The sequence below is a fragment of the Candidatus Thiodiazotropha sp. LNASS1 genome, assembly GCF_964212655.1.
In the GTDB taxonomy this organism is placed as follows: domain Bacteria; phylum Pseudomonadota; class Gammaproteobacteria; order Chromatiales; family Chromatiaceae; genus Thiodiazotropha.
In genome coordinates this window covers 4,499,705-4,521,575 of the sequence record NZ_OZ156465.1, presented here as the reverse complement: position 1 = coordinate 4,521,575, position 21,871 = coordinate 4,499,705, and the positions used below count along the sequence as shown (strand labels likewise).

Below are 21,871 nucleotides of genomic sequence, written 5' to 3'. Positions count from 1 at the left end.
CGGCGGCGACCATGTCTCAATTGCGGTGTAACTCCAATTCATCGACCCGTGCCTTGAGATTTTTAATCTCTCTACGCATCTCATTCAGTACCGCTTCGAACTGCTCGATTCGAGACGCTTGGCCTGCCTCCTGACCCCTTTCCATGCTATCCGGCTCGTTCGCTTCACTATCTTCCTCCACATCGCCGCAAAACAGATGTGCATAGCGCGATTCGCGTCTGCCGGGTTCACGTGCAAGACGCACCACAAAAGGCCCATCCGCCCGTTGCATCAATCCGTTCAGTACCGACTCCACCTCTTGTACGTCGGAGAATTGGCACAATCGATTGGTACGGCCGCGTAACTCGCCAGGTGTCTGTGGGCCCCTCAGCAATAACACACAGATAAGCCCCAACTCCTGGGTTGAGAATTCAAGCGCGCCAAAACCGGTATTGCAAAATCGATGTTGATATTTAGCCACACGACTGCCAAACCCGGTTCGATCGCTGACAAGATGCTTTTTCATCAACTCATCGAGCAGACTCTGAACCTCTACCTCTTGCAACTGCAGCACGGGATCACGACTGCTTTTCTGGTTGCATGCATTGGTGAGAGCCGCAAGAGAGAGTGGATACTGGTCAGGCGTGGTGACCTCTTTTTCAAGCAGGCAACCCACTACCCGTGCCTCTAAAGGTGTGATCTCTACTTTCATTTTGCCGTTATTCGTATATGTGATCGAATTTATGCTTTGTTAATTGAGTTCAGGGCGACCGTTGGACTGAACGAATCATGTCATGAATTTCAATTCTGCAAAAGTCTTTACCGTACTGAACAGTATGAATTTCATTTACAAGCTAAATGTAACCGCACATTGCTTCGTATCATCGAACGTGTTGCACCATATTGTTACAATTCCAACAATGAAGGATCGACTATTCATAAACCTATGAATCAGTTCAAAGCCACCATGTCCCGGCTGTTTCAACCTGCCGCTGATCAGCGATTGGTGAGCTGGTTGTTTCTGCGTCTGCTGGCCCTTGTCTATCTGGCGGCCTTTGCCTCCCTGTCGGCGCAGATCACCGGCTTGGTTGGTGAATCGGGCATCCTGCCGCTAAGTGAACATTTTAGTCTGGCTGGGGAATATTATGGGGAGAAAGCCCGGTTATGGTTTCCATCCATCTTCTGGATAACGGGGACCAGTGACCTGGCTCTAAAGAGCGTGAGCCTGCTGGGTATTCTGTTCTCATTGATCCTGCTGTTTGGTCGTTGGCAGAGATTGACACTTATACTGCTGTTTCTGCTCTATCTCTCGCTTTATCACGCCGGGCAGATTTTCACCAACTTTCAATGGGACACGCTGTTGTTGGAAACGGGATTTCTCGCAATTTTCTTAGTGGGTGGGGGAAATCTGTTACTGATATTCTTGTTCGATTGGCTGTTATTTCGATTGCGTTTCATGTCCGGTCTCTTCAAATTGGTCAGCGGCGATCCATCCTGGTCAGGTTTGACAGCCCTTAACCACTACTTTGAAACACAACCACTACCACATATCGGCGCCTGGTACGCCCATCAGCTGCCGGAACTGTTCCTCAAAGCCGGCGTGATTCTGACCCTGTTCAGTGAGCTGCTGGTACCCTTCCTGATCTTTTTTCCGCGTCGTTTCCGTTACTTTGCAGCCGGCACCACTATCCTGATGCAACTGCTGATCATCGCTACCAGCAATCACAATTTCATCAATCTGCTGACTATCATTTTGTGCCTGTTTCTACTGCACGATCCATTGTTGAAACGGATGCTTCCTGCCTCACTCCAAGAGCGGATTGAAACGCCTGTTCAATCACCAGGACGATTACGGACAGTTCTGATCGTCACCGCTTCGCTACTCATCGTGCCAGCCAGCCTGATCAGTTTTGGCGCTAATATTGTTCGTACCCAGGCAGTGCCAACAGTGATTCAGGACTTTAGTAAAACTGTGCAACGGTTCGGTATCGGCCATATCTTCCACATCTTTCCCACCATGCAGACCGAGAGACATGAGCTTGTCATTCAGGGATCTAATGATGGTCAATTGTGGCAGACCTATGACTTTAAATATAAACCCGGTGATCCAACCCGGGCGCCCGGCATGATCATCCCCCATCAGCCACGACTCGACTGGATGATCTGGTTCGTACCCACTCAACAACCGTTACAAATGAATTGGTTCGGCCGCTTTGTAGAACGGTTGCACCAGGGTTCGGAGACAGTCACGGCACTACTGGAGCATAATCCCTTCCCCGATGACCCTCCACGGTACCTTCGGGTGGACAGCTTCGAATACCGCTTCACTAGCGTCGAAGAGCGGGAGCAAAGCGGTAGTTGGTGGCATATGGAGTATCAGGGGTTGTTCCCAAAGGTGGCGCCGAGGATACCCTAGGGACATACACTCATTGGATGAACTTAATTAGGGTGGTTGGAACTTACCCGCCTCAGTTGGTGATGGTATGAGCCTGAGAGAATCTCTTCCGCCCTGGAGACCATGTTCCTGATATCGAGGATGGTCGCCTCAATGGGAAACTGCTTGATACCATAGACCTCATTACCCTTGAATTCAGCTTCGAAGCCGCAGCTGTGGCTTATCAGGCTAAGATCGGCATCGATATTCCAACCATCATTTTGATCAATCTGAACCATCGAAATCGTCCTTTTTCGAAAAACACCATTAGAAGTAGTTTTATTGGATACTATCACCAAAAACGTGGGTTGTGGCTAGGGAGTCGTCGGTTTGTCGGCTTAACGGTAGGAAATAGTAGATGAGCTGACTGGATGATAAAACCCTACCAGATACCACTGGTTGATAGCATATGCCTATTTTATACTGACTTACGCCTTTAGTTCCCAGGCAGCCCAATTCAATACACTGTTTTCATTGGAAATGATTGATTCAATATCCTGACATCCAAGTGACACAAAGAGAAAACCATGATGGTAAAACTTTACGGCATACCTAATTGCGATACGATGAAAAAGGCCCGTCGATGGCTGGATGAACACGGCATCGCCTATCAGTTTCACGACTATAAAAAAGTCGGGGTCGATGAAAAACTGCTACGCCAATGGGTCGCTAGGGTTGGCTGGGAGGCCCTGCTCAACCGTCGCGGTATGATGTGGCGTAAACTGGACGATAGCGTGAAGGCTGAAATCAATGAAGAGAATGCCATTCGCATCATGTTGGAGACGCCATCAATCATCAAACGACCGGTACTCGAGACAGATAAAACGCTGAATGTGGGATTCACGGAGGAGGCCTATTCCAGGCTATTCAGTTAGGGGATGAAACCCTGTCCGTATCAGTAACCTACTCTCCTACTCACCCACAATCTCTGTATAATGGCCCGTTTTTCGGTTTCCTGAGGTGTAGCATGATCAAAATCAATGAGAACTATAAAAAACTCCAGGCTTCATACCTGTTCTCAGACATTGCAAAACGTGTTGCCGCTTTTCAGCAGGCCAACCCCGACAAGCACATAATCCGCCTGGGTATAGGCGATGTCACCCGCGCTCTGCCGGATGCCTGCATCAAAGCCTTTCATGCGGCCATTGACGAAATGGCCAATGACGCCACATTCCATGGATATGGCCCTGAACAGGGCTACGACTTTCTGCGGAAGGCGATTGCCGAGGGCGATTTCCAATCCCGGGGCTGCAATATCGAAGCTGATGAGATCTTTGTCAGCGATGGCGCCAAATGCGACTCCGGCAATTTTCAGGAGATATTCGCCAACGACATTCGGGTCGCTATTCCGGATCCTGTCTATCCGGTCTATGTGGACACCAACGTGATGGCGGGGCGGACGGGGGAAGCCGAAGCGGGACGCTACACGGGTCTCACCTACCTGGAAGGCACCCGGGAGAACGGTTTCATCCCCAATCTCCCCAGTGTGCCGGTTGATCTGATCTATCTCTGTTTCCCCAACAATCCGACAGGTGCAACCGCCACCAAGGAACAGTTGAAGCAGTGGGTCGAATACGCCAAGAACAACAAGGCCCTGATCCTGTTCGATGCCGCTTACGAGGCCTTTGTGCAGGATGAACGTCTTCCTCGCTCAATCTACGAGATTGAGGGCGCCGAAGAAGTGGCTGTGGAGTTCCGTAGTTTCTCCAAAAACGCAGGGTTCACTGGAACACGTTGTGCCTATACCGTTGTTCCCAAGGCTTGCAAAGCATATACAACATCCGGGGATGCGGTCTCGATCCAGGAACTCTGGAACCGTCGCCATACCACCAAGTTCAATAGTGTCTCCTACCCTGTCCAACGTGCCGCCGAGGCTGTCTACAGCGAAGAGGGACGCACGCAGATAAGTGAGCTGGTGGGCTACTATCTCGATAATGCTAAATTTATCCGTGAACAGATGGAGGGCCTGGGTTATAACTGCATTGGCGGAGAGAATTCACCCTATATCTGGATCGACGCCAAGGGCGACTCATGGGACCTCTTCGATATGCTGCTCAATAAGGCCGGTGTGGTCTGTACCCCGGGCGCCGGTTTCGGCAAATGTGGGGAGGGTTATATTCGCATCAGTGCATTCAACAGCTTTGAGAATGTACAGGACGCCATGAAAAGAATCAGTGGAGCCCTATAGTGCCCATCTCAGCAGAACTGTCCCATCGTCTCGCGGGATCGCTCGAGGAGATCGTCGAACACTTTGGCACTCCGTTTCATCTCTACGATGAAAAGGGTATCAGAGAGAATGGCGAAGCACTTATCCGGGCCTTTGCGGAGGTCGACTCGTTTCGAGAGTATTTTGCTGTCAAGGCACTGCCGAATCCTACGATTATGAAGATCATGCAGGATCTCGGTTTCGGTTTCGATTGCAGCTCTATCGCTGAACTATTACTGAGCCGGCAGATCGGTGCCAGCGGTGAACAAATCATGTTTACATCCAACAACACCAGTGCGGCTGAGTTCGCAGTGGCAGAGGCGGATGGGGGCTGCGTACTTAATCTTGACGATATCTCCCTGATCGACAAGGTACCGCAGATGCCGGAACTGATCTGTTTTCGCTACAACCCCGGAGAGCGGCGCAGTGGCAACAGCATCATCGGCAATCCCATCGAAGCAAAATATGGTGTCGCTCACGATCAGCTGCTTGAAGCCTACCAAAAGGCCATGCAGCGGGGGGCTCGCCGCTTCGGACTTCACACCATGCTGGCATCCAACGAACTCAACCACGCCTATATGGTTGAAACCGCGCGCATGCTGTTGGACAGGGTCGTCTCGCTCTCTGAGAAACTCGGTATTCATTTTGAGTTCATCAATATCGGTGGCGGCCTGGGGATTCCCTACCGCCCCCAGGAAAAACCTCTCGATATTGTCAGTATGGGACGTGAGATTGCAGATCTGTTCCGCTCCTTCAAGACACATCACGGTTATGCGCCCAAGCTCTTTCTCGAAAGCGGGCGCTACATCACCGGTCCCTACGGCGTACTGATTACCCGCGCCATCAACCGCAAGGAGATCTATCGCACCTATGTAGGGGTGGACTCCTGCATGTCGTCATTGATGAGGCCGGGCATGTATGGCGCCTATCACCATATCTCGGTGCTCGGCAAGGAGGGTGAACAGGAGACAGTGGATGTAGTGGGGTCTTTGTGCGAGAACAATGATAAGTTCGCCGTTCAACGTCCATTGCCGGCTATCCAGGATGGCGATATCCTCATTATTCACGACGCCGGCGCCCATGGACATGCGATGGGCTTCAATTATAACGGTAAGACGCGACCCAAAGAGCTACTGTTGCGCAGTGACGGCAGTGTGGATCTGATTCGTCGGGAAGAGACCATCGATGATATCTTCACCACACTGAACTTTGAGCCTGACCTGTTTATACCCGGTTGAGCAGCCGCAATCCCAGGCATGTCACCCTTCGTAATTGCTTCGGTTCCCACGCTCCTTCGTGGGAACCGATACCTTGCTCTGCTATCTCGTTGACAACTGCTTTCCCACGCAGGGGGTGGGAACGATACAAAACAACGATCGGCAATCACGAATAACAATCCCTAATCGTGCCCAGATCATTGATATTTCTAAAAAGTCCTTTAATTCTCGCATGTTGCAGTTAACCGTGATTTGTGTGGTGGTTCTCAAATTGGCGCAACAATCCATTTCTATACTCAAGGTTCAATACCCAATACCGCTGTCCTCATACATAGCATCGAGTCGTCAAAATAATCAAACCGGGAGAAAACCCATGGAGTTAATTGCAGTCATTACCACCCTCGCACTGATCGGCTTGTTTTTATTATATAAGCACACTCTGTTCACCCCAGCCAAAAGCAACAAGATCAATATCGATAATTTCCATGAACAGATCGAAACGGCCCTGAATCTGCCCCGTGATTCGGAAGAGGATTGGCAAAATGAACCTGCCACCGAATCGATGCTCCAGGAGATGGCGGATCGGGGCATCTGGTTGGATCAAAAACTGACCAAGGGCCAGGCCATGAATATCCTCGGTCTGTTCACACCGCCCGACGGCAGGCAGGTTGATATCCTGAAGCACTTCAATATCCCCTACTCATTCAAGATGAATCAGACCATGGCCTACTATCTGATTCGGGAACTGTTCAAGGATCCGGCAAAGGTTAGCGAGTGGAACAATCGTCCACCCACTACCACCGTGCGCCAGGGCCTGCTGTTTATGGAAGGGAAGTTAATCAGCGGCATGACCCATGTTGATGCTCAGCGCAGGCTCGACAAGCTGGGTATGGAGCGCCCGGTACAGTACCGGGAGTGGAAACAGATCGACCGACTGTTTCTCGAAACCAATAATCCGGAAGTGCGGGCGAAATACCAAGTTCGAAAAATCACCTGGAAGCGCTTTTTTGAGAGCTATGACGCGGTGAAAGCGACAGGAATCAATCCGCGCGCAATGAGTGGCGAACACATCATCGAATACACGCTGAGACAAGATGACAGCATCGTCGCACATGCCAAGATTCGCGAGGCGATGCAGCCCGCTTCCTCCTGAACAGAAATGATTATTTCAGCTGCTTAATCCGTTGACAGGGATGTCAATCGGCCCTTTCGGTCATGCATACACATCGATACCGAGAACTTCACTGACATAGTCTCTCTCCCGGTCTGTTTGCACCGACTGGTATGAAGAGAGTGCGCGCTGTTTTCGAGGATCGTCGCTGACTTGAGTGAAGGTTGGTCCCGATCGCTGACGTTGTAACAACTGTTCCGCCCGTTTCACATGCTCCACGCTGTGCAGTGTGGGCGCGCTTTCAGCGACCTGGGAAGCGAGCGGCAGCGTTTGAGTCATCCGCGCCGCGCTCTCCCGCTGCTGTTCCAGCGAGACGGTCATGGACGGCAATGTCAGAGAATGGGATATCTGCATTGTTTGCTCAAAAGGCTAATCCGCCGGTTCATCCTCAATTCGAGATTGATTCCACACTGTAACCGGCTTCAACGACCGCATCGACCAGGGCCGCCTGATCCGCGGTGCCGGTAACCAAGGCCTGACCGTCTTCCAGACTGACTTCCGCATTCACTACACCAGGCTGGGCCTGTAGCGCTTTGGTGACGTTCATTGCACAGTGGGGACAGGTCATGCCGTTAACTTTCAGCGTGATACTCAAGAGTGCCTCCTTCGAGGATTGAAAAAAACGTAATCTGTTGGCATTGGTGACAACGGTTACCGACGAAAGTGCCATCGCCGCACTGGCGAACATGGGCGGTAACAACCAACCCGTGAGTGGATAGAGCACGCCCGCTGCCATCGGAATGCCTATCACATTATAGATAAATGCGCCAAAAAGGTTCTGTTTAATATTCCTTAGTGTTGACCTGGATAATGCAATTGCGGTCGAAACATTGAGCAATGAGTCGCCGACCAGGGTGATATCCGCGTTTTCTATGGCCACATCGGTACCACTGCCTATGGCAAAGCCGGTGTCCGCCTGTGCCAACGCAGGGGCGTCATTGACACCATCACCCACCATTCCTACTCGACAGCCCCGTTGCTGTAATTCCTTCACTACTTCGAGCTTCTCTGATGGCAGGAGTTCACTGTGGACCTCGTCTACCCTTAATGCCCTGGCCACCGCTTCCGCGGTCGCGCGATTGTCTCCGCTGCAGATAACCACCTCAACCCCTTGCTTCCTGAGTGATTCCACTGCCGCCAGACTGTCATGACGCAACGGATCCTTGAGTATCAGCAGCCCCATGAACATCCCATCGCGCATCACCCATACAGGTGTACCCGCCTGATCGGCCTCTCGCTCGGCATGGCCCAGTAGATCCGAAGGAGGTGTAAGATGGTTTGCACTTAGGAGCTGATTCCCGCCCAACTCCACCGACAACCCGGCTATACGCCCTTCCACACCCTGACCCGGATGGGAGTCAAAGGACTCTACGGGGAGCAGTTCAATCCCGATCTGGTGTGCATAATCAACAATCGCCTCCGCCAGTGGATGAGATGCATATGATTCAACACTGGCCGCGAGAGTGACGAGTTCATTCCTCTCCACACCCGGGACAGGAAGGAGCGAGGTCACCGTCGGAGCACCCCGGGTAAGCGTGCCGGTCTTATCGACGACCAGGTGGGTCAGCGCACTTGCCCGCTGCAGCCCTTCGCTGTTACGGATCAGGATATTCAACTGGGCGGCTCGACTGGTCCCCACCATGATGGCAATGGGTGTCGCCAATCCCAGGGCACAGGGACAGGCGATAACCAATACTGCGATACTGGCGGTAAGGGCATAGGGCAAAGCCGGCTCCGGAGCCAGAATCATCCAAACGAAGAATGTGATCACAGCGATCATAACAACCACTGGCACAAAGATCGCGGAGACCTTGTCCACAAGACGGGCAATGGGGGGTTTGCTCATCTGGGCCTTGCGCACCATCGCGATGATGTGGGCAAGCGTTGTCTCCTCTCCCAGCCGGGTCACCCGATAACGCAGATTGCCGTTGCGGTTTATCGTGCCTCCGGTGACGATCTCCCCCGGGTGTTTGCTTACCGGCAGCGATTCACCGGTCAGCATCGACTCATCCACCGTCGACGTCCCCTCGATGACCTCACCATCGATGGGGATGCGCTCTCCAGGCCGCACCTGAATACGGTCACCCACCCGCAGCAGCGAAACCGGGACGGCCACCTCCTTCCCATCGTGGATGACCTGTGCAATCTTTGGCGCCAGTCCCACAAGGGCGCCAACCGCTTCACTGGTGGTGCGTTTGGCCCGGGTCTCCAGCACATGGCCAAACTGGAGGAAGGCTAGAATCAATACGGATGCGTCGAAATAGAGCTTATCCGTACGCAGCAGCAGGCCTTCCGGCTGAATCACAATGAGCAGTGAGGCGAACCAGGCCGTTCCGGTCCCCAATGCCACCAGCGTATCCATATTGGCAGAGAGATGTCTGGCCTGTTTCCAGGCGCCCAGATAGTAGTGGCCACCGCTGAATCGCATGACGATCAGACACAGGATCGAGATACCCAGCCAGAAACTCTCACCCCCGGACTCACTCAGCCGCGGAGTATGACCAGTCATTTCAGCCGCCATCAGGCTAATCCCCACAACACCGGCAAGCAGCGCCCGCTGCCAGGCGCGCCTGACTTCAGCCGCCGCCACAGCGGCCTCCTCCTCATAGGGGTCGATGAACGGTTCCACCAGGCTTGCTGATATACCCGCCTCACCCAACCGGATCATCAGTCGTGCGGGATGTAGTGTGGTCTGAATGCGCCAAACATCCTTCTCCCTATGCAGGCCGGCATTCGGGTCAAGTGCCTCAAACAGTTGCGATAAGCGGGCTTGCTGTTCATCTTCGGCTAGACCGGTGATCTCTAACAGCAACTCATCTGGTGTCTGATGAGAAACATCAAGGCGGGCATTGTAACCCTGATCGATCACCGTGCTGACCACCCTTTCGGGATCACCGCCGATCACCTGGGCACGTTTTTCCACCAGGTTGACCTGCGCCTCTGAAACGCCATCCACCGAACGGATGGCCCGCTCCACCACGGCGACACAGCTGGCACAGGTCATATCATCGATGGTCAGGGTATAGCCATCAGTCAGCGTCGGCGCCGCCGGGTCGCTGTGATTCTGAAGATATGTGGCTGGCAACGGACAATGTGTTGCGGTGTCGGCAAGTGGCTGTGCATCGTACCCGGCCTCCTTGATCGCAGCTATGGCCAGATCGGGGCTTCCCCCGAGGATCCTGGCGCTGTTGGATGCCAGGCTGACTTCCACCTGCACCACATCCGGCACGCTGGCAACCGCCTTCTCCACCGCAGCTACGCAGTGCTGACAGGACATGCCTGTAATCGACAGTTGATAGGGAACCACTAGCGGCGTCGTTTCCGTTTCAGCTGGCTGATCTGAACGCATGGTTGGAAGTGAGGATCACATGGCGCACCGATTAAATCGGGGGTCTGGTACACCGCTGTTTCCCCTGCTCCTTACTCTATCCGGGAGGCCACTTCATATGGCGGCCACCCAGCAGGTGCAGATGGATATGGAAAACCGACTGCCCAGCGTCCTCGTTACAGTTGATGACTGTACGGTAGCCCACCTCATCAATCCCTTCCTCTTTAGCCACCCTCTGCGCTGCCAGGATGAGCTTGCCCATCAACGCCTCATCATCGGATTCGAGATCGTTGAGGGTGGAGATATGCCGTTTGGGGATGACCAATATATGGATCGGGGCTTGTGGACTGATGTCCCGGAAGGCAAGCAGTTCTTCATCTTCATAAACCTTGTCGGGTTTAATCTCGCCATTGACAAACTTACAGAAAAGGCAGTCGCTCATACTTTCTCCTAGGGCCTGTTAACACTAATCCGATCGACTCTGCTGGGACTATTTTTTTGTCCAGCAAGGCAGAATGAGTGATGTGTAGTCATTCTACATGAGCGAATGATAACGCTGCTGGACGGAAAAATAGCCCCAGCCCTTCGGGTTGCCCCTGAAAAAGCGCCACTCGGTGTTGCTCGTCGCTCATTTGGAACCACCAAACTTCTCTCCTCGCGCCTTGATTGGCGCTTTTTCAGGGGCAACAGGGCCGATTGGATTAGTGTTAGCAGACCCTAAAACTCTGATCGCCCTCGAAAGGCGTGCGCCAATGTTGCACCATCCACATATTCCAACTCCCCGCCCATGGGAACCCCCTGGGCGATTCGGGTTGTTTTTATCTTACGGGTCTCTGCCATGTCATGAATGTATTGCGCAGTCGCTTCGCCTTCAATTGTCGGGTTGGTGGCAAGAATAATCTCTTTGACATCGCCCTCGGCAAAACGCTCATCCAGATGATCAAGTCCGATCTCCTTCGGACCTATGCCGTCCAGGGGTGAGAGATGGCCGCCTAAAACAAAATAGCAACCCCGGTAGTCGATGGCCTGTTCGATCATGGCCTGATCGGCAGGTGTTTCAACGATGCAGAGCTGTGTCGGGTCCCGCTCCGGGTTGGCACACAGTCGACACAGCCCGGACTCACTGAGGGTACGGCAGCGAGAACAGTGTCCGATACTGTCCATGGCTTGCGCTAAAACCCTTGACAGCTCCCTGCCTCCATCGCGATCCCTCTCCAAGAGATGATAGGCCATCCGTTGCGCACTCTTCGCCCCCACACCGGGGAGACATCTCAGGGCGGAGATCAACTGCTGCAACAGTGAGGGACTAGGCATGGCAAATCCCGTTTAAAAAATTCATATCGCTTCAGAACGGAAGTTTCATCCCCGGTGGCAATCCCAAGCCGGCCGTCAATCCGGACATGCTTTCCTGCATCTTCTGGCTGACTCTTTGCGAGGCGTCGTTCAGTGCCGCAGCGACCAGATCTTCCAGCATCTCCTTGTCATCCGACATCAGGCTGTCGTCTATTTCGACCCGACGCACCTCATGTTTGCCGTTCATGGTGACCTTGACCAGTCCGCCACCAGACTCACCGGTAACCTCTTCCTGTGCCAAACGCTCCTGCGCCTGCTGCATTTCAGCCTGCATCTTCTGCGCCTGTTTCATTAAGTTGCCTAAACCGCCCTTCATGGATATAACCTCATCTCAATCATTTATCGCCCCCCTTCATCAGTACCGGGGTTCGATGTGTAACAACCAAATACGATCCTGGAAACCACTTTAAGACACAGATAATTACCTATAAATATCAGCGTGTTAACTTGATGTTCTCAGAGACCGCCAAAACCTGACCGGTGTTATTTATCCTCAACCCCCCGGCTCATCCACCGGCCTGACGGAATCGGTCAGGAGACGCGCCGAAAAACGTTCCTCCATCTCCCGTACCAAGGGATCATTCATCATCGTGGATTCAGCCTCTTTTTGACGCTCCTGCCGTTGCCGTTTCTGACGCATCGCCGGTGTCTCATTTTCGGGGACCGCCTCCGTGATCAGGAGCCTCGTCTCTTTTCCCAGGATCCGCTTAATGCTCTCCAAAAGGCACTTTTCCGATTGACCGACCCGTAGCTGCTTCATTGAGGCATCGAGGGTCAGGCGCAGAGTCTCCCCATCCCAGCTGTCAAAGGTACAGTTGTGGGCGAGTTGACTGGTGATACCACCCAAATCCATTGCATTGACGAAGCCCCCCCAATCGGAAGGATCCGTCGCAGATGGATTGTTTGCGGGCTGCACAGCGGTTTTCACATCCGCTCTCTTCCGGTCAGCCGGATTGCCGCTCGGTACGCCACGGCTCCTGGCTTGCGAACCGCCTGATTCACTGGGTACCGCTTCAGGCTGATCCGGCCTGAACGCCAACAGTCGGAGTAGAACCATCTCAAAACCGCTGCGCGGATCGGGCGCCAGATCCAGCTCTTTCTGCCCCAACAGCACAATCTGATAATAGAGCTGCACATCCTCCGGCGAAATCGCCTGTGCAATCCCCCGCAGGCGTTGTGGATCATAGGCGTCGTCAGGTTCATACTCCGTCACGATCTGCAACATCCCGATCTGATGCAGCATGGCCAGCAGCTCATGCAGGGCATTGCTGAAGTCGGCCGCTCGATCGGCCATCTCTGCTACCAGGGACATCACACCCTGTCCATCCGATTTCGCCAGCGCCTCAAGCAGAAGATAGATCTGATCCGCACCGATGGTGCCGATCATAACAGAGACATCGGATCCTTTGACCTCTCCACCACCGAAGGCGATGGCCTGGTCGAGCAGGCTCAACCCATCACGCATACTGCCATCGGCCCCTCTGGCGAGCAGGGAGAGGGACAGTTCATCGTGGAGAATCTTTTCCTGTTGCAGTATGTGGCGCAGCTGTGACTCGATCTGCTCCCTGCTGAGGCGCTTGAGGTTAAACTGCAGACAGCGTGAGAGTACGGTCACCGGTACCTTTTGCGGATCGGTGGTGGCCAGAATGAACTTCACATGTGGAGGTGGCTCTTCAAGAGTCTTCAGTAAGGCATTGAAACTACTTGCTGAAAACATGTGGACTTCATCAATCAGATAGACTTTGTAGCGTCCCCGTACCGGTGCGTATGGAACATTTTCCAATAGCTCCCGGGTTTGGTCCACCTTCGTCCTCGATGCGGCATCAACCTCAAGCAGGTCGACAAACCGCCCTTCATCGATCTCACGACAGGCATCGCACACACCACAGGGAGTTGCACTGATCCCCTTTTCACAATTCAATGATTTGGCAAAGATTCTTGCCAGGGTTGTCTTACCCACACCACGTGTTCCGGTGAACAGATAGGCGTGATGCAGCTGTTCTCGTTCCAACGCATTGGTAAGCGCTTTCACCACATGTTGCTGACCTACCAATTGGCTGAACAACTGGGGCCGCCATTTACGTGCAAGTACCTGATAAGACATTTAAACGATTCGTCATCCACAGACTGAAGATGGGCAGTTTAACCCGAATCATCAGCGGAATCACTGCCGTTTGCGGACTAAGGCAACGAGCAAATCTGAATAACAAAACGATTAAAGTATCTATATGGATGAACGCTAAACAACTTCGAGGATGAAAAACCGACAATCTGTTTAGGGTTTTCATGGATTCTGCCAAGCAGCGGAACATAAACAGTCTGCTGGCCTTGAGCGTAGTCAGATTCGGTAAACAAGTCTCTGCGCTAAATATATCTGCCATAAGGACCGGCAATGACACGGATAGCTGATCCAATATCGCTGCCTCTGATCAAATCGTCCCCTGCACCGGAATCCGGGGAGGGTGAGTCTATAGTCTGTCGTTTTCTCGAGCCGGCCTTCCGGATAGCCTATCGGGGGGTTCTGCATATCGATGCCCGTGGCTGGGAATCCCAAGCCAAGACCTTCTATGCACATGCGGTTGCCAGAACACCTAAGGCACTCTGGTTACATGTACAACGAATCAATTTACTGGCAGGGATGGCGGATCCCGATATTCATGGCGCACTTATCGATCTTTTTCTGGTACTCGATGGAAAAGGCGCTGCCTTGTGCAAACGTTTGCTTGCGTTGGCCTATCCCCTGTTGCAGCGCGAGGCCTATCGGCAATTGTCGGACTATCTGCTGGCAAATGGATCGCATGACAACCTCAGTTCAATCGGCTCTGTACTCAGTTCAGGCCGTGTCAGCCATGAGCAGCTCATCCGGTTCGAGGAGTCGGCTGACGATGCCCGGACTGACCCCCTGCAAATCGCATCCGAACAGCTTGCGTTTGGACAAACCGATTTAGCGCGGGAGACCCTGGAAAGTGCAGTTTTGGCCGCGCCGGAACGATTGGAACTGCATCATGCCTTACTCGAAATCTACCGCCACTCCCGAATAAGAACTCAGATCGCGCACTTTCTACAGCGTCTTGAAACAGTATCGAATCCAGCACAAAAAGCATGGCAGGAACTATTGCATGAAATCGACAAAGAGCATGACAAATCTGGCTGAACCGTCACTCGGTCCGACACGACTGGCCGCAATCGGGATGGACCAGCGACAACGCAACGCTCTGCATATGATCTTTTCGAGCCGATGCAACAAACGCTATGTGCTGACGGAAGAAGCCTCCTCGGAGATCTGCATCCTCGATCTGGACTCCTTTGGCGGTGATCAAAAGTGGAAAGAGTTCCGTGAACGCCACCCGGACTGGCCACTGATCCTGGTATCGATCAACAGCCTCGAGATTTCAGACCGACATACTTTGTTCGTACAAAAGCCGATCCCTGTCGAGCGCCTGATTGCAGCGATTGAAACCCATCGCCGCAACTTGGTCGCAGTAGATACGGATAGTGGGCCGGCAATCGATGAGATTCACTGTAACGATATAAAACCCATCCCAGGCGAGGTTCCGACACGGAGAAAAGCTGTCTCGACTCGCCGGGCTGCCTTGCTCATGAGCGAATCCCAGGAACAGGTGTTTGTCGGTACCTCACCCGATATCGATCCGGAAGACCCAGATCATGTAGATAAAATTTTCTATAAACCAGAGCACTATCTGCAGGGTTTGGCTCAACAGGCGTTGAATCAGGCCGTGCATTATAACCAAAATATCAACATACAGGGTCCGTGGCCGGAGATCACCCTGGACATCGTCAGCAATAAGATTTGGGTATCGGCTTCGGACAGACAACTTCGCCCCTATAGCACAATGCCCGATACCACGCTGGAGGTACAACTAAATCCAGTCAAGACCGATTGGACACCTCCAACCGATGCGACTGAGCATTCATTCCAGTCGTTCATCTGGCAACTTGCCCTATGGGCATCCAGAGGCCGGATACCCGCTGGCACAAATATCCACCAACCCATCTACTTGCGACGCTGGCCCAATTTCACCCGGCTGATCATCACACCCTATGCCATGCCCATCGCGGCCCTTTGGGCAGAACAACCAAGATCACTGCTCGATACGGCCAGTGCACTGAATATCCCGCAACGTTATGTATTCGCCTTTTACAGTGCCGCCAGCGCCGTCCAACTGGCAGGTGAAACACGACGTGCTGTGGATACCCTGATCGCACCCCCTGCAGTCCGCAGGTCAAAACTCAGGGGGCTGTTTGGAAGCCTGCTGGACCGCCTCAGGGGAGGAAAAAAGGACCATGAATGACCATAAAATCATCTTCAGCGGCCCGGTCGGCGTCGGAAAAACCACGGCCATCGGATCGATCAGCGATATCGATCCCGTCATAACCGACGAGAAGGCCAGCGATATGACGAAAACCCAGAAACCGGGCACCACCGTCGCCATGGACTACGGCATGATATCTCTCGACAACCGGGAGCGCATCCATCTGTATGGCACCCCCGGGCAAGAGCGCTTTAATTTTATGTGGGAGATCCTGACCCAGGGCGGTATCGGTTTGATACTCCTGATCAGTAATAACAGACCCGACCCATTCAGCGACATGCATTTTTTTCTGGATGCCTTCAAACATTTCATTGGTTCTACCAAAGTGGTTATCGGGGTGACACAGATGGATCTCAGAAAGAAACCGCGGCTGGAGGATTATTACCTGCAGCTTGAAGACAGCGGTTTGAAGGTTCCGATATTCGAAGTGGATGCGCGTGTAAAGAGAGACATCTCCCTGTTGGTGGAGGCGTTGCTCTATTCAATCGATCCCGGATTGGAAGGTTGATATGTCCACATACAGACTCATCGATAAGCGCTTTGCGTTACCCACGCCAGCCGGCGCCTTTCATGCAGCATCTCAACAAAACAGCGATCCTATACACTCTCTACTCTGTGCACTACTGCAACATGAAGCTACTCCGGAGCTGACACAACAGGCGTTGGAGCAATGGACGGGACTGGCAGGTGCAGATGCACAAGAGGCGCTTTTTCGTGCACAAAGTCTTGGCTGGGTAGAAGGCTACAAGGAACCTCACTCTGCCCAACCCGGCACATTGGAGGAGTTACTCCCGAACCTTCTGCCACCACTATCCGATTGTGGTAAGGCACTGCTGGCAGATAGCCACGGCTTTCATGTGTCAGCTTCGGGATTTACTCATGAAGCGGCAATCGAATTATCAGCTTTGAGTGCCGATATCGCCTCTCTCGACAGCCGACACAAGGCATTGACTCATAATAACCTGCGCCTTCCTACCAGCGCATGGGCATTGGTCGATGCCGCAGGAAACAGCCAGTTGGGATTTTGGCCCCTGTATATCGATGAGCAGCGATTTGTACTGGTATTGCAGGGCATACCCCGCTTCAACAAATCCGAATTCACATCCCTGGTATGGGCGCTAAACACGCGTTATTCCAGTAATAAAGGGGAATCACAATAAATCCAGTGCTTAAGGACGACAGCAAGCACCGGAATCCATCATGTCAAACAAAACAAATGCATGCTGTTAGGATTTTTATGCCACCGACGGATCAGCCTGTACGGAGCTGTACCCGGATAACAGGCAACTATTTAACTTGCCATACCATTTCAAGGAGATATGCTCATGCGCGCAGATATGCTCAACTCAATACTCAGTGAACTTAATGGAACCTCTGCGGATATCGAGGCCTCGGCAGTCATCTCTACTGACGGTCTGATTATGGCCTCTCAGTTACCACAGTCCCTGGATGAAGACCGTGTAGGCGCCATGAGCGCGGCCATGCTTTCGCTTGGTGACCGCACAGCTCAGGAGTTGGCGCGTGGTGAATTGGACCAGGTCTTGGTTAAGGGGGGCGATGGCTATGTATTGATGGCCCATGCAGGCCCCGAGGCCGTGGTTACGGTGCTGGCAAAAACCAATGCAAAATTGGGCTTGATCTTTCTCGACGTCAAACGTGCTGCTGAGAGCATTGAGAAATTAATCTGACCTGCGGGCAGTGTACAAGATTCAATCATAATTGCTGGAAAGTGTAGCCCCTAAAAAAGTTAACACGGACGGGGAAACGACTATCCATCGTTAGATATCAACAGGGAATAGCGATCATGAGTGAAAGCGCTTTCTTTCTTAGACGCATGAACGATCATATCCAGTATTTGGGTAAATTAAAGGCGACCTTGGAAGACAAGGGAGACTTCCAAGGGAGTGATCATCATTCATGCAAACTCGGACAATGGCTCGATAGTGACGGCCCGGCACAATCTTCAGCTATCAGCGAAGAAGCCCGTCATATTTTCGATTCCATCCTTGAACCACATGCACAATTTCACCAGGCAAGCCAACGCGCCCTGGACTGTAAGAAGATCGGTGACAAGAGCGGTATGGAAGAGGCGATGACAGAGATGTTCAAGCTGTCCGCCAAACTTGTGGACATATTGATGAAACTCGACACAATGAGTCACTGATCCGCCGGTCTCTCTGTGGTGCCGATCAAACGACCCTAAGACATGTTAACAGACCCTAGTCTCCCTGATTGAGGCAATCAGCTCACTGAACTCCTCATCATCAGGTGGTTCGCCACCGACACACCAGGCGTGGATGACAGGATCGGGGAAATCCAATAGCTGTATGAAGAGCCGCTGCAATCGGGGCGAGAGCTCAGAGTAATGCTGTTCCAGAAAGGCTTCCAACAGTACATCCAACTCAAGCATGCCCCGACGGCACTGCCAGCGTAGTCGTTCTATGTTCGACAGGTCACTATCCTGAATATTCATGCTATTCACCAAACGAATGCAGATTCAGATGGCATCCTTCAGCATGATGGCCTTGATATGACCAATAGCCTTGGTGGGATTCAGTTCTTTCGGACATGCCTCCACACAGTTCATGATGGTATGGCAGCGAAACAGTTTATAGGGTCCCTCAAGCTTGTCGAGTCGCTCCTCTTTAGCCTGGTCACGACTATCGGCCAGAAAACGGCATGCGCTCAATAATGCTTGTGGGCCAAGGAATTTGTCAGGGTTCCACCAGAAAGAAGGACAGGATGTAGAACAACAACCGCACATGATGCACTCGTAGAGACCATCGAGTTGATTTCTCTCTTCCGGAGACTGGAGGATCTCCTGTTCAGGCAAGGGATCCTTGCGAATCAGCCAGGGATCGACCTGCTTGTATTGGGCATAGAACTGACTCATGTCCACCACCAGATCACGAACCACGGGACGACCGGGAAAGGGCCTGACAACCACCGGTTCCTTCAGTTCCGTCAATGGTGTAATGCAGGCAAGTTTGTTGCTGCCGTTGACATTCACGCCATCCGAACCACAAACACCCTCACCACAAGAGTGCCTGAAGGTAAAGGACTCATCCTGTGACTGAATCGCCAACAAGGCATCACGCAACATCATTCCCTGACGTTGCTCAACCTCGAAATCCTGCATATAAGGTTCGTTGTCTGTTTCAGGATTATATCGGTAGACACTGAATTTCATTACAAATCCTCGTTGCTTCGAGTTTTTAGTTTTGAGTGATAAGTTTTGAGTTGTGGTATTCGCTAAGCGGATGACTTTATCGATACTGTCCGCACTCGAGCACCACATCAACTCAAAGCTAAAAACTCATAACTCAAAACTCTTCAGTAAACTCTTTCTTTCGGCGGAAAACTCTCAACGGTCAAAGGCTGAGCCCGAACACCTTTGTAATCGAGCCTGTCATTCTCCTTCCAATAGAGGGTATGTTTCATCCAATCCACATCATCGCGTTTCGGATAATCGGGACGCGAATGGGCGCCACGACTCTCCTTGCGGTGCAAAGCGGATACTGCGATCGACAGTCCCACATCGATCAGGTTCTCCAGTTCCAAGGCCTCGGTACGATTGGTGTTGAAGGTGGAGGAGTGGTCCGTCAATCGGACTTCACTCATTTTTTCCCGTAACTGTTTCACCTTTTCGACACCGTCCGTCATCATATCCTCGACACGGAATACGCCGGCATGATCCTCCATGGTTTTGCGAAACTCGTTGCGCAATTGGCTTACCGTGATGCCGTCACCCTTGGCATCCCAACGCTGCAACCGCGACACAGCCTTATCCACACTCGCTTCGTCAATTGGCCGATGGGCAGTATTCTCTTTCACATACTCGATGATGTTGTGCCCCGCCAGGCGTCCAAATACCAGGATATCGAGCAGGGAGTTGCCACCAAGTCGATTGGCGCCGTGCACCGACGCACAGGCACACTCACCGGCCGCATATAATCCCGGCAGATGGTCGCCGTCGTCATCAGCGGTAGGCATCACCCGACCGAAGCGGTCGGTGGGGATACCGCCCATCACGTAGTGGGCAGTTGGAAATACCGGTATCGGATCTTTGACCGGATCGACACCGGCAAAGATCTTGGAACTCTCACGGATACCCGGCAAGCGCTTGGCGATGACTTCCTCACCCAGGTGGTTGACCTTAAGCAATACATGATCGGCTTCAGGACCGACACCATTGCCTTCACGCACTTCGGTTACGATGGATCGCGCCACCACATCGCGACTGGCGAGATCTTTTGCGTTAGGGGCATACTTTTCCATGAAACGATCACCATCTTTATTGATGAGATAACCGCCCTCACCTCTCACGCCCTCGGTGATCAACATGCCCTTACCGGCAATGCCGGTGGGGTGAAACTGGAAAAATTCCATATCCATCAACGGCAGGCCGGCACGTAACGCCATCGCCATGCCATCACCTGTGTTGATATGTGCGTTACTGGTGGTCCTGAAGACCTGCCCGCAGCCCCCTGTCGCCAGCAGCGTGGTCTTTGACTCGATCAACAACGGCTCTCCGGTTGCGATGTTCAATACCAAGGCACCCAACACATATCCCTCATCATCCCTGACCAGGTCAACTGCAAAATACTCGTCATAGAAATGGGTCTTGGCGCGGATATTCTGCTGATACAGAGTGTGTAAGATCGCGTGGCCGGTGCGGTCGGCAGCGGCGCAGGTTCGTGCAGCCTGTTCACCACCAAAGTTCTGACTCTGGCCGCCAAATGCACGCTGATAGATCTTGCCGTTGGTCAGGCGGGAGAACGGCACGCCATTGTGCTCCAGTTCATAAACCGTGGGAATCGCTTCACGGCACATATACTCAATGGCATCCTGATCACCGAGATAGTCCGAGCCTTTCACGGTATCGAACATGTGCCAGTGCCAGTTATCCGGCAGGACGTTGGCCAAGGCGGCATTCACCCCGCCTTGTGCTGCGACAGTGTGGGAGCGTGTAGGAAATACCTTGGAGACTACCGCAACCTTGAGGTTTGCATTGGCAAGTTGCAAGGCCGCATTCAAACCCGCACCGCCGGCTCCCATGATTAGTGTATCGAATCGTTGCTTTTCCAGTGCCATCTTATAGTTAACCTTTGTCTCAGGCGGCAGTCGCCGTAAAGATAATTTGCAGAACCCAAATCGCACAGCCGACCAGGACAAAACCAACCAGCGTCAGTACTGTCACTCTGATTGCTGTGGGGTGGATATAGTCGATCAATACATCACGGAAACCGACCCAGGCATGCAGCAATAGGGAGGCGAAAAAAAGCAGGATCCCCAGTCCGACCAAGGGTTGCGCAATCCATCCCTGCCATGCGTGATAATCCTGCGGCGGATCGGCGATCATGTGCTGCAATACATAGATGATGTACAGCAACAGATAGATTGCTGTTGCACGCTGAAGAAACCAGGCCCTCAGGCCAGTCGCACGACGGCTCATGACAGACCTCCCATTAGAATCAGCGCCAACACGGGTGCAACCAGTGTCACCGCCCATGCGGTTTGACGAAACAGCGGTTTTTCAACGCCGATATCGATATCGATCAGCAGATAGCGGATACCAGCAAGGAAATGATGCATCAACCCCCACAGGAAGAGAAACAGAATCAATTTCACAAAACCACTGGCGAATAGCCCTTTGGCATCGGCAAACCCTTCCGGTCCGCTGAGCGAAAGATCAAGGAGATATATAAGAAGGGGGATCGCCAGCACCATCACCACGCCGGTAACGCGATGAATGATCGACATGATACCGGCCATGGGTAATCGTATCTTAAAAAGATTGAGAAAGACCGGTCTCGGATTCGTCTCTTGCATGTTTCTCTTTTCCAATA

24 protein-coding genes are annotated in these 21,871 nt (G+C 52.6%); 11 read left to right on the top strand and 13 right to left on the bottom strand.

The features are described 5' to 3' along the window. Positions 1-16: 16 nt before the first annotated feature. Complete coding sequence (locus AB8516_RS20180) at positions 17-691, bottom strand: YceH family protein (RefSeq protein WP_369162961.1); 675 nt, start codon at positions 689-691, stop codon at positions 17-19. A gap of 234 nt (positions 692-925) precedes the next feature. Between AB8516_RS20180 and AB8516_RS20175 the strand changes: the two genes are divergently transcribed. Beyond that, positions 926-2,395 (top strand): lipase maturation factor family protein, encoded by a 1,470-nt coding sequence (locus tag AB8516_RS20175; protein WP_369162960.1) that lies wholly within the window; start codon positions 926-928, stop codon positions 2,393-2,395. Between the two features lie 23 nt (positions 2,396-2,418). Here AB8516_RS20175 and AB8516_RS20170 read toward each other — a convergent pair whose 3' ends face one another. Then, entirely contained in the window at positions 2,419-2,652 is a 234-nt protein-coding gene (locus tag AB8516_RS20170) for a hypothetical protein (RefSeq protein WP_108294016.1), read from the bottom strand. 288 nt (positions 2,653-2,940) lie between these two features. On the opposite strand from AB8516_RS20170, the gene AB8516_RS20165 reads away from it, so the two are divergent. The 4 genes from AB8516_RS20165 to AB8516_RS20150 all read left to right on the top strand — a co-directional run bounded on the left by AB8516_RS20165 (position 2,941) and on the right by AB8516_RS20150 (position 6,989). Further along, positions 2,941-3,288 carry an ArsC family reductase gene (locus AB8516_RS20165; protein ID WP_369162958.1) on the top strand — a complete coding sequence of 116 codons (348 nt, stop codon included), beginning with the start codon at positions 2,941-2,943 and terminating at the stop codon, positions 3,286-3,288. A 92-nt stretch (positions 3,289-3,380) separates the two neighbouring features. Further along, positions 3,381-4,601, top strand: coding sequence for an LL-diaminopimelate aminotransferase (locus tag AB8516_RS20160; RefSeq protein ID WP_369162956.1), 1,221 nt, complete (start codon positions 3,381-3,383; stop codon positions 4,599-4,601). Beyond that, entirely contained in the window at positions 4,601-5,857 is a 1,257-nt protein-coding gene (locus tag AB8516_RS20155; RefSeq protein WP_369162955.1) for a diaminopimelate decarboxylase, read from the top strand. The genes AB8516_RS20160 and AB8516_RS20155 overlap by 1 nt, the downstream gene beginning before the upstream one ends. Positions 5,858-6,209: 352 nt before the next feature. Further along, positions 6,210-6,989, top strand: a complete 780-nt coding sequence (locus AB8516_RS20150; RefSeq protein WP_369162954.1) for a hypothetical protein — start codon at positions 6,210-6,212, stop codon at positions 6,987-6,989. A gap of 60 nt (positions 6,990-7,049) precedes the next feature. On the opposite strand, the gene AB8516_RS20145 is transcribed toward AB8516_RS20150, so the two are convergent. The 6 genes from AB8516_RS20145 to dnaX form a co-directional block, all read right to left on the bottom strand. Next, positions 7,050-7,361, bottom strand: coding sequence for a hypothetical protein (locus AB8516_RS20145; RefSeq protein WP_369162953.1), 312 nt, complete (start codon positions 7,359-7,361; stop codon positions 7,050-7,052). Positions 7,362-7,395: 34 nt separating this feature from the next. After that, positions 7,396-10,356 (bottom strand): heavy metal translocating P-type ATPase, encoded by a 2,961-nt coding sequence (locus AB8516_RS20140; protein WP_369162952.1) that lies wholly within the window; start codon positions 10,354-10,356, stop codon positions 7,396-7,398. A 76-nt stretch (positions 10,357-10,432) separates the two neighbouring features. Next, positions 10,433-10,777 (bottom strand): histidine triad nucleotide-binding protein, encoded by a 345-nt coding sequence (locus AB8516_RS20135; RefSeq protein ID WP_108294004.1) that lies wholly within the window; start codon positions 10,775-10,777, stop codon positions 10,433-10,435. Between the two features lie 275 nt (positions 10,778-11,052). Further along, entirely contained in the window at positions 11,053-11,649 is a 597-nt protein-coding gene (gene recR, locus AB8516_RS20130; protein WP_369162950.1) for a recombination mediator RecR, read from the bottom strand. 31 nt (positions 11,650-11,680) lie between these two features. Continuing rightward, entirely contained in the window at positions 11,681-12,004 is a 324-nt protein-coding gene (locus AB8516_RS20125; RefSeq protein WP_069121662.1) for a YbaB/EbfC family nucleoid-associated protein, read from the bottom strand. A 177-nt stretch (positions 12,005-12,181) separates the two neighbouring features. Beyond that, positions 12,182-13,792, bottom strand: coding sequence for a DNA polymerase III subunit gamma/tau (dnaX, locus tag AB8516_RS20120; protein ID WP_369162948.1), 1,611 nt, complete (start codon positions 13,790-13,792; stop codon positions 12,182-12,184). A gap of 288 nt (positions 13,793-14,080) precedes the next feature. Between dnaX and AB8516_RS20115 the strand changes: the two genes are divergently transcribed. From AB8516_RS20115 to AB8516_RS20090, 6 genes are all read left to right on the top strand, one after another. Beyond that, the gene (locus tag AB8516_RS20115; protein ID WP_369162946.1) at positions 14,081-14,842 is read left to right on the top strand and encodes a FimV family protein; all 762 of its coding nucleotides are present in this window, start codon (positions 14,081-14,083) and stop codon (positions 14,840-14,842) included. Further along, positions 14,808-16,001: a hypothetical protein gene (locus tag AB8516_RS20110; protein WP_369162944.1), complete on the top strand. Its 1,194-nt coding sequence runs from the start codon at positions 14,808-14,810 to the stop codon at positions 15,999-16,001. Before AB8516_RS20115 ends, AB8516_RS20110 begins: the two co-directional genes overlap by 35 nt. Continuing rightward, on the top strand, positions 15,994-16,530 hold the full coding sequence (locus tag AB8516_RS20105) for an ATP/GTP-binding protein (RefSeq protein WP_369162943.1): 537 nt from the start codon (positions 15,994-15,996) through the stop codon (positions 16,528-16,530). Before AB8516_RS20110 ends, AB8516_RS20105 begins: the two co-directional genes overlap by 8 nt. A 1-nt stretch (position 16,531) precedes the next feature. Then, positions 16,532-17,182: a hypothetical protein gene (locus tag AB8516_RS20100; protein WP_369162942.1), complete on the top strand. Its 651-nt coding sequence runs from the start codon at positions 16,532-16,534 to the stop codon at positions 17,180-17,182. Positions 17,183-17,347: 165 nt separating this feature from the next. Further along, the gene (locus tag AB8516_RS20095) at positions 17,348-17,710 is read left to right on the top strand and encodes a roadblock/LC7 domain-containing protein (RefSeq protein WP_108293990.1); all 363 of its coding nucleotides are present in this window, start codon (positions 17,348-17,350) and stop codon (positions 17,708-17,710) included. Positions 17,711-17,826: 116 nt separating this feature from the next. Beyond that, positions 17,827-18,186, top strand: coding sequence for a CZB domain-containing protein (locus tag AB8516_RS20090; protein WP_108293988.1), 360 nt, complete (start codon positions 17,827-17,829; stop codon positions 18,184-18,186). Positions 18,187-18,231: 45 nt separating this feature from the next. Here AB8516_RS20090 and AB8516_RS20085 read toward each other — a convergent pair whose 3' ends face one another. From AB8516_RS20085 to sdhC, 5 genes are all read right to left on the bottom strand, one after another. Further along, complete coding sequence (locus tag AB8516_RS20085) at positions 18,232-18,495, bottom strand: succinate dehydrogenase assembly factor 2 (protein WP_108293986.1); 264 nt, start codon at positions 18,493-18,495, stop codon at positions 18,232-18,234. A 24-nt stretch (positions 18,496-18,519) separates the two neighbouring features. Then, positions 18,520-19,212 carry a succinate dehydrogenase iron-sulfur subunit gene (locus tag AB8516_RS20080; RefSeq protein WP_369162941.1) on the bottom strand — a complete coding sequence of 231 codons (693 nt, stop codon included), beginning with the start codon at positions 19,210-19,212 and terminating at the stop codon, positions 18,520-18,522. A 143-nt stretch (positions 19,213-19,355) separates the two neighbouring features. Continuing rightward, a complete protein-coding gene (gene sdhA, locus AB8516_RS20075) occupies positions 19,356-21,116 on the bottom strand; it encodes a succinate dehydrogenase flavoprotein subunit (protein ID WP_369162940.1) in 1,761 nt (586 codons plus the stop codon). Between the two features lie 19 nt (positions 21,117-21,135). After that, positions 21,136-21,477, bottom strand: a complete 342-nt coding sequence (gene sdhD, locus AB8516_RS20070) for a succinate dehydrogenase, hydrophobic membrane anchor protein (RefSeq protein WP_369162939.1) — start codon at positions 21,475-21,477, stop codon at positions 21,136-21,138. Further along, the gene (sdhC, locus tag AB8516_RS20065) at positions 21,474-21,854 is read right to left on the bottom strand and encodes a succinate dehydrogenase, cytochrome b556 subunit (RefSeq protein ID WP_108293978.1); all 381 of its coding nucleotides are present in this window, start codon (positions 21,852-21,854) and stop codon (positions 21,474-21,476) included. Before sdhC ends, sdhD begins: the two co-directional genes overlap by 4 nt. Between the last annotated feature and the right edge of the window lie 17 nt (positions 21,855-21,871).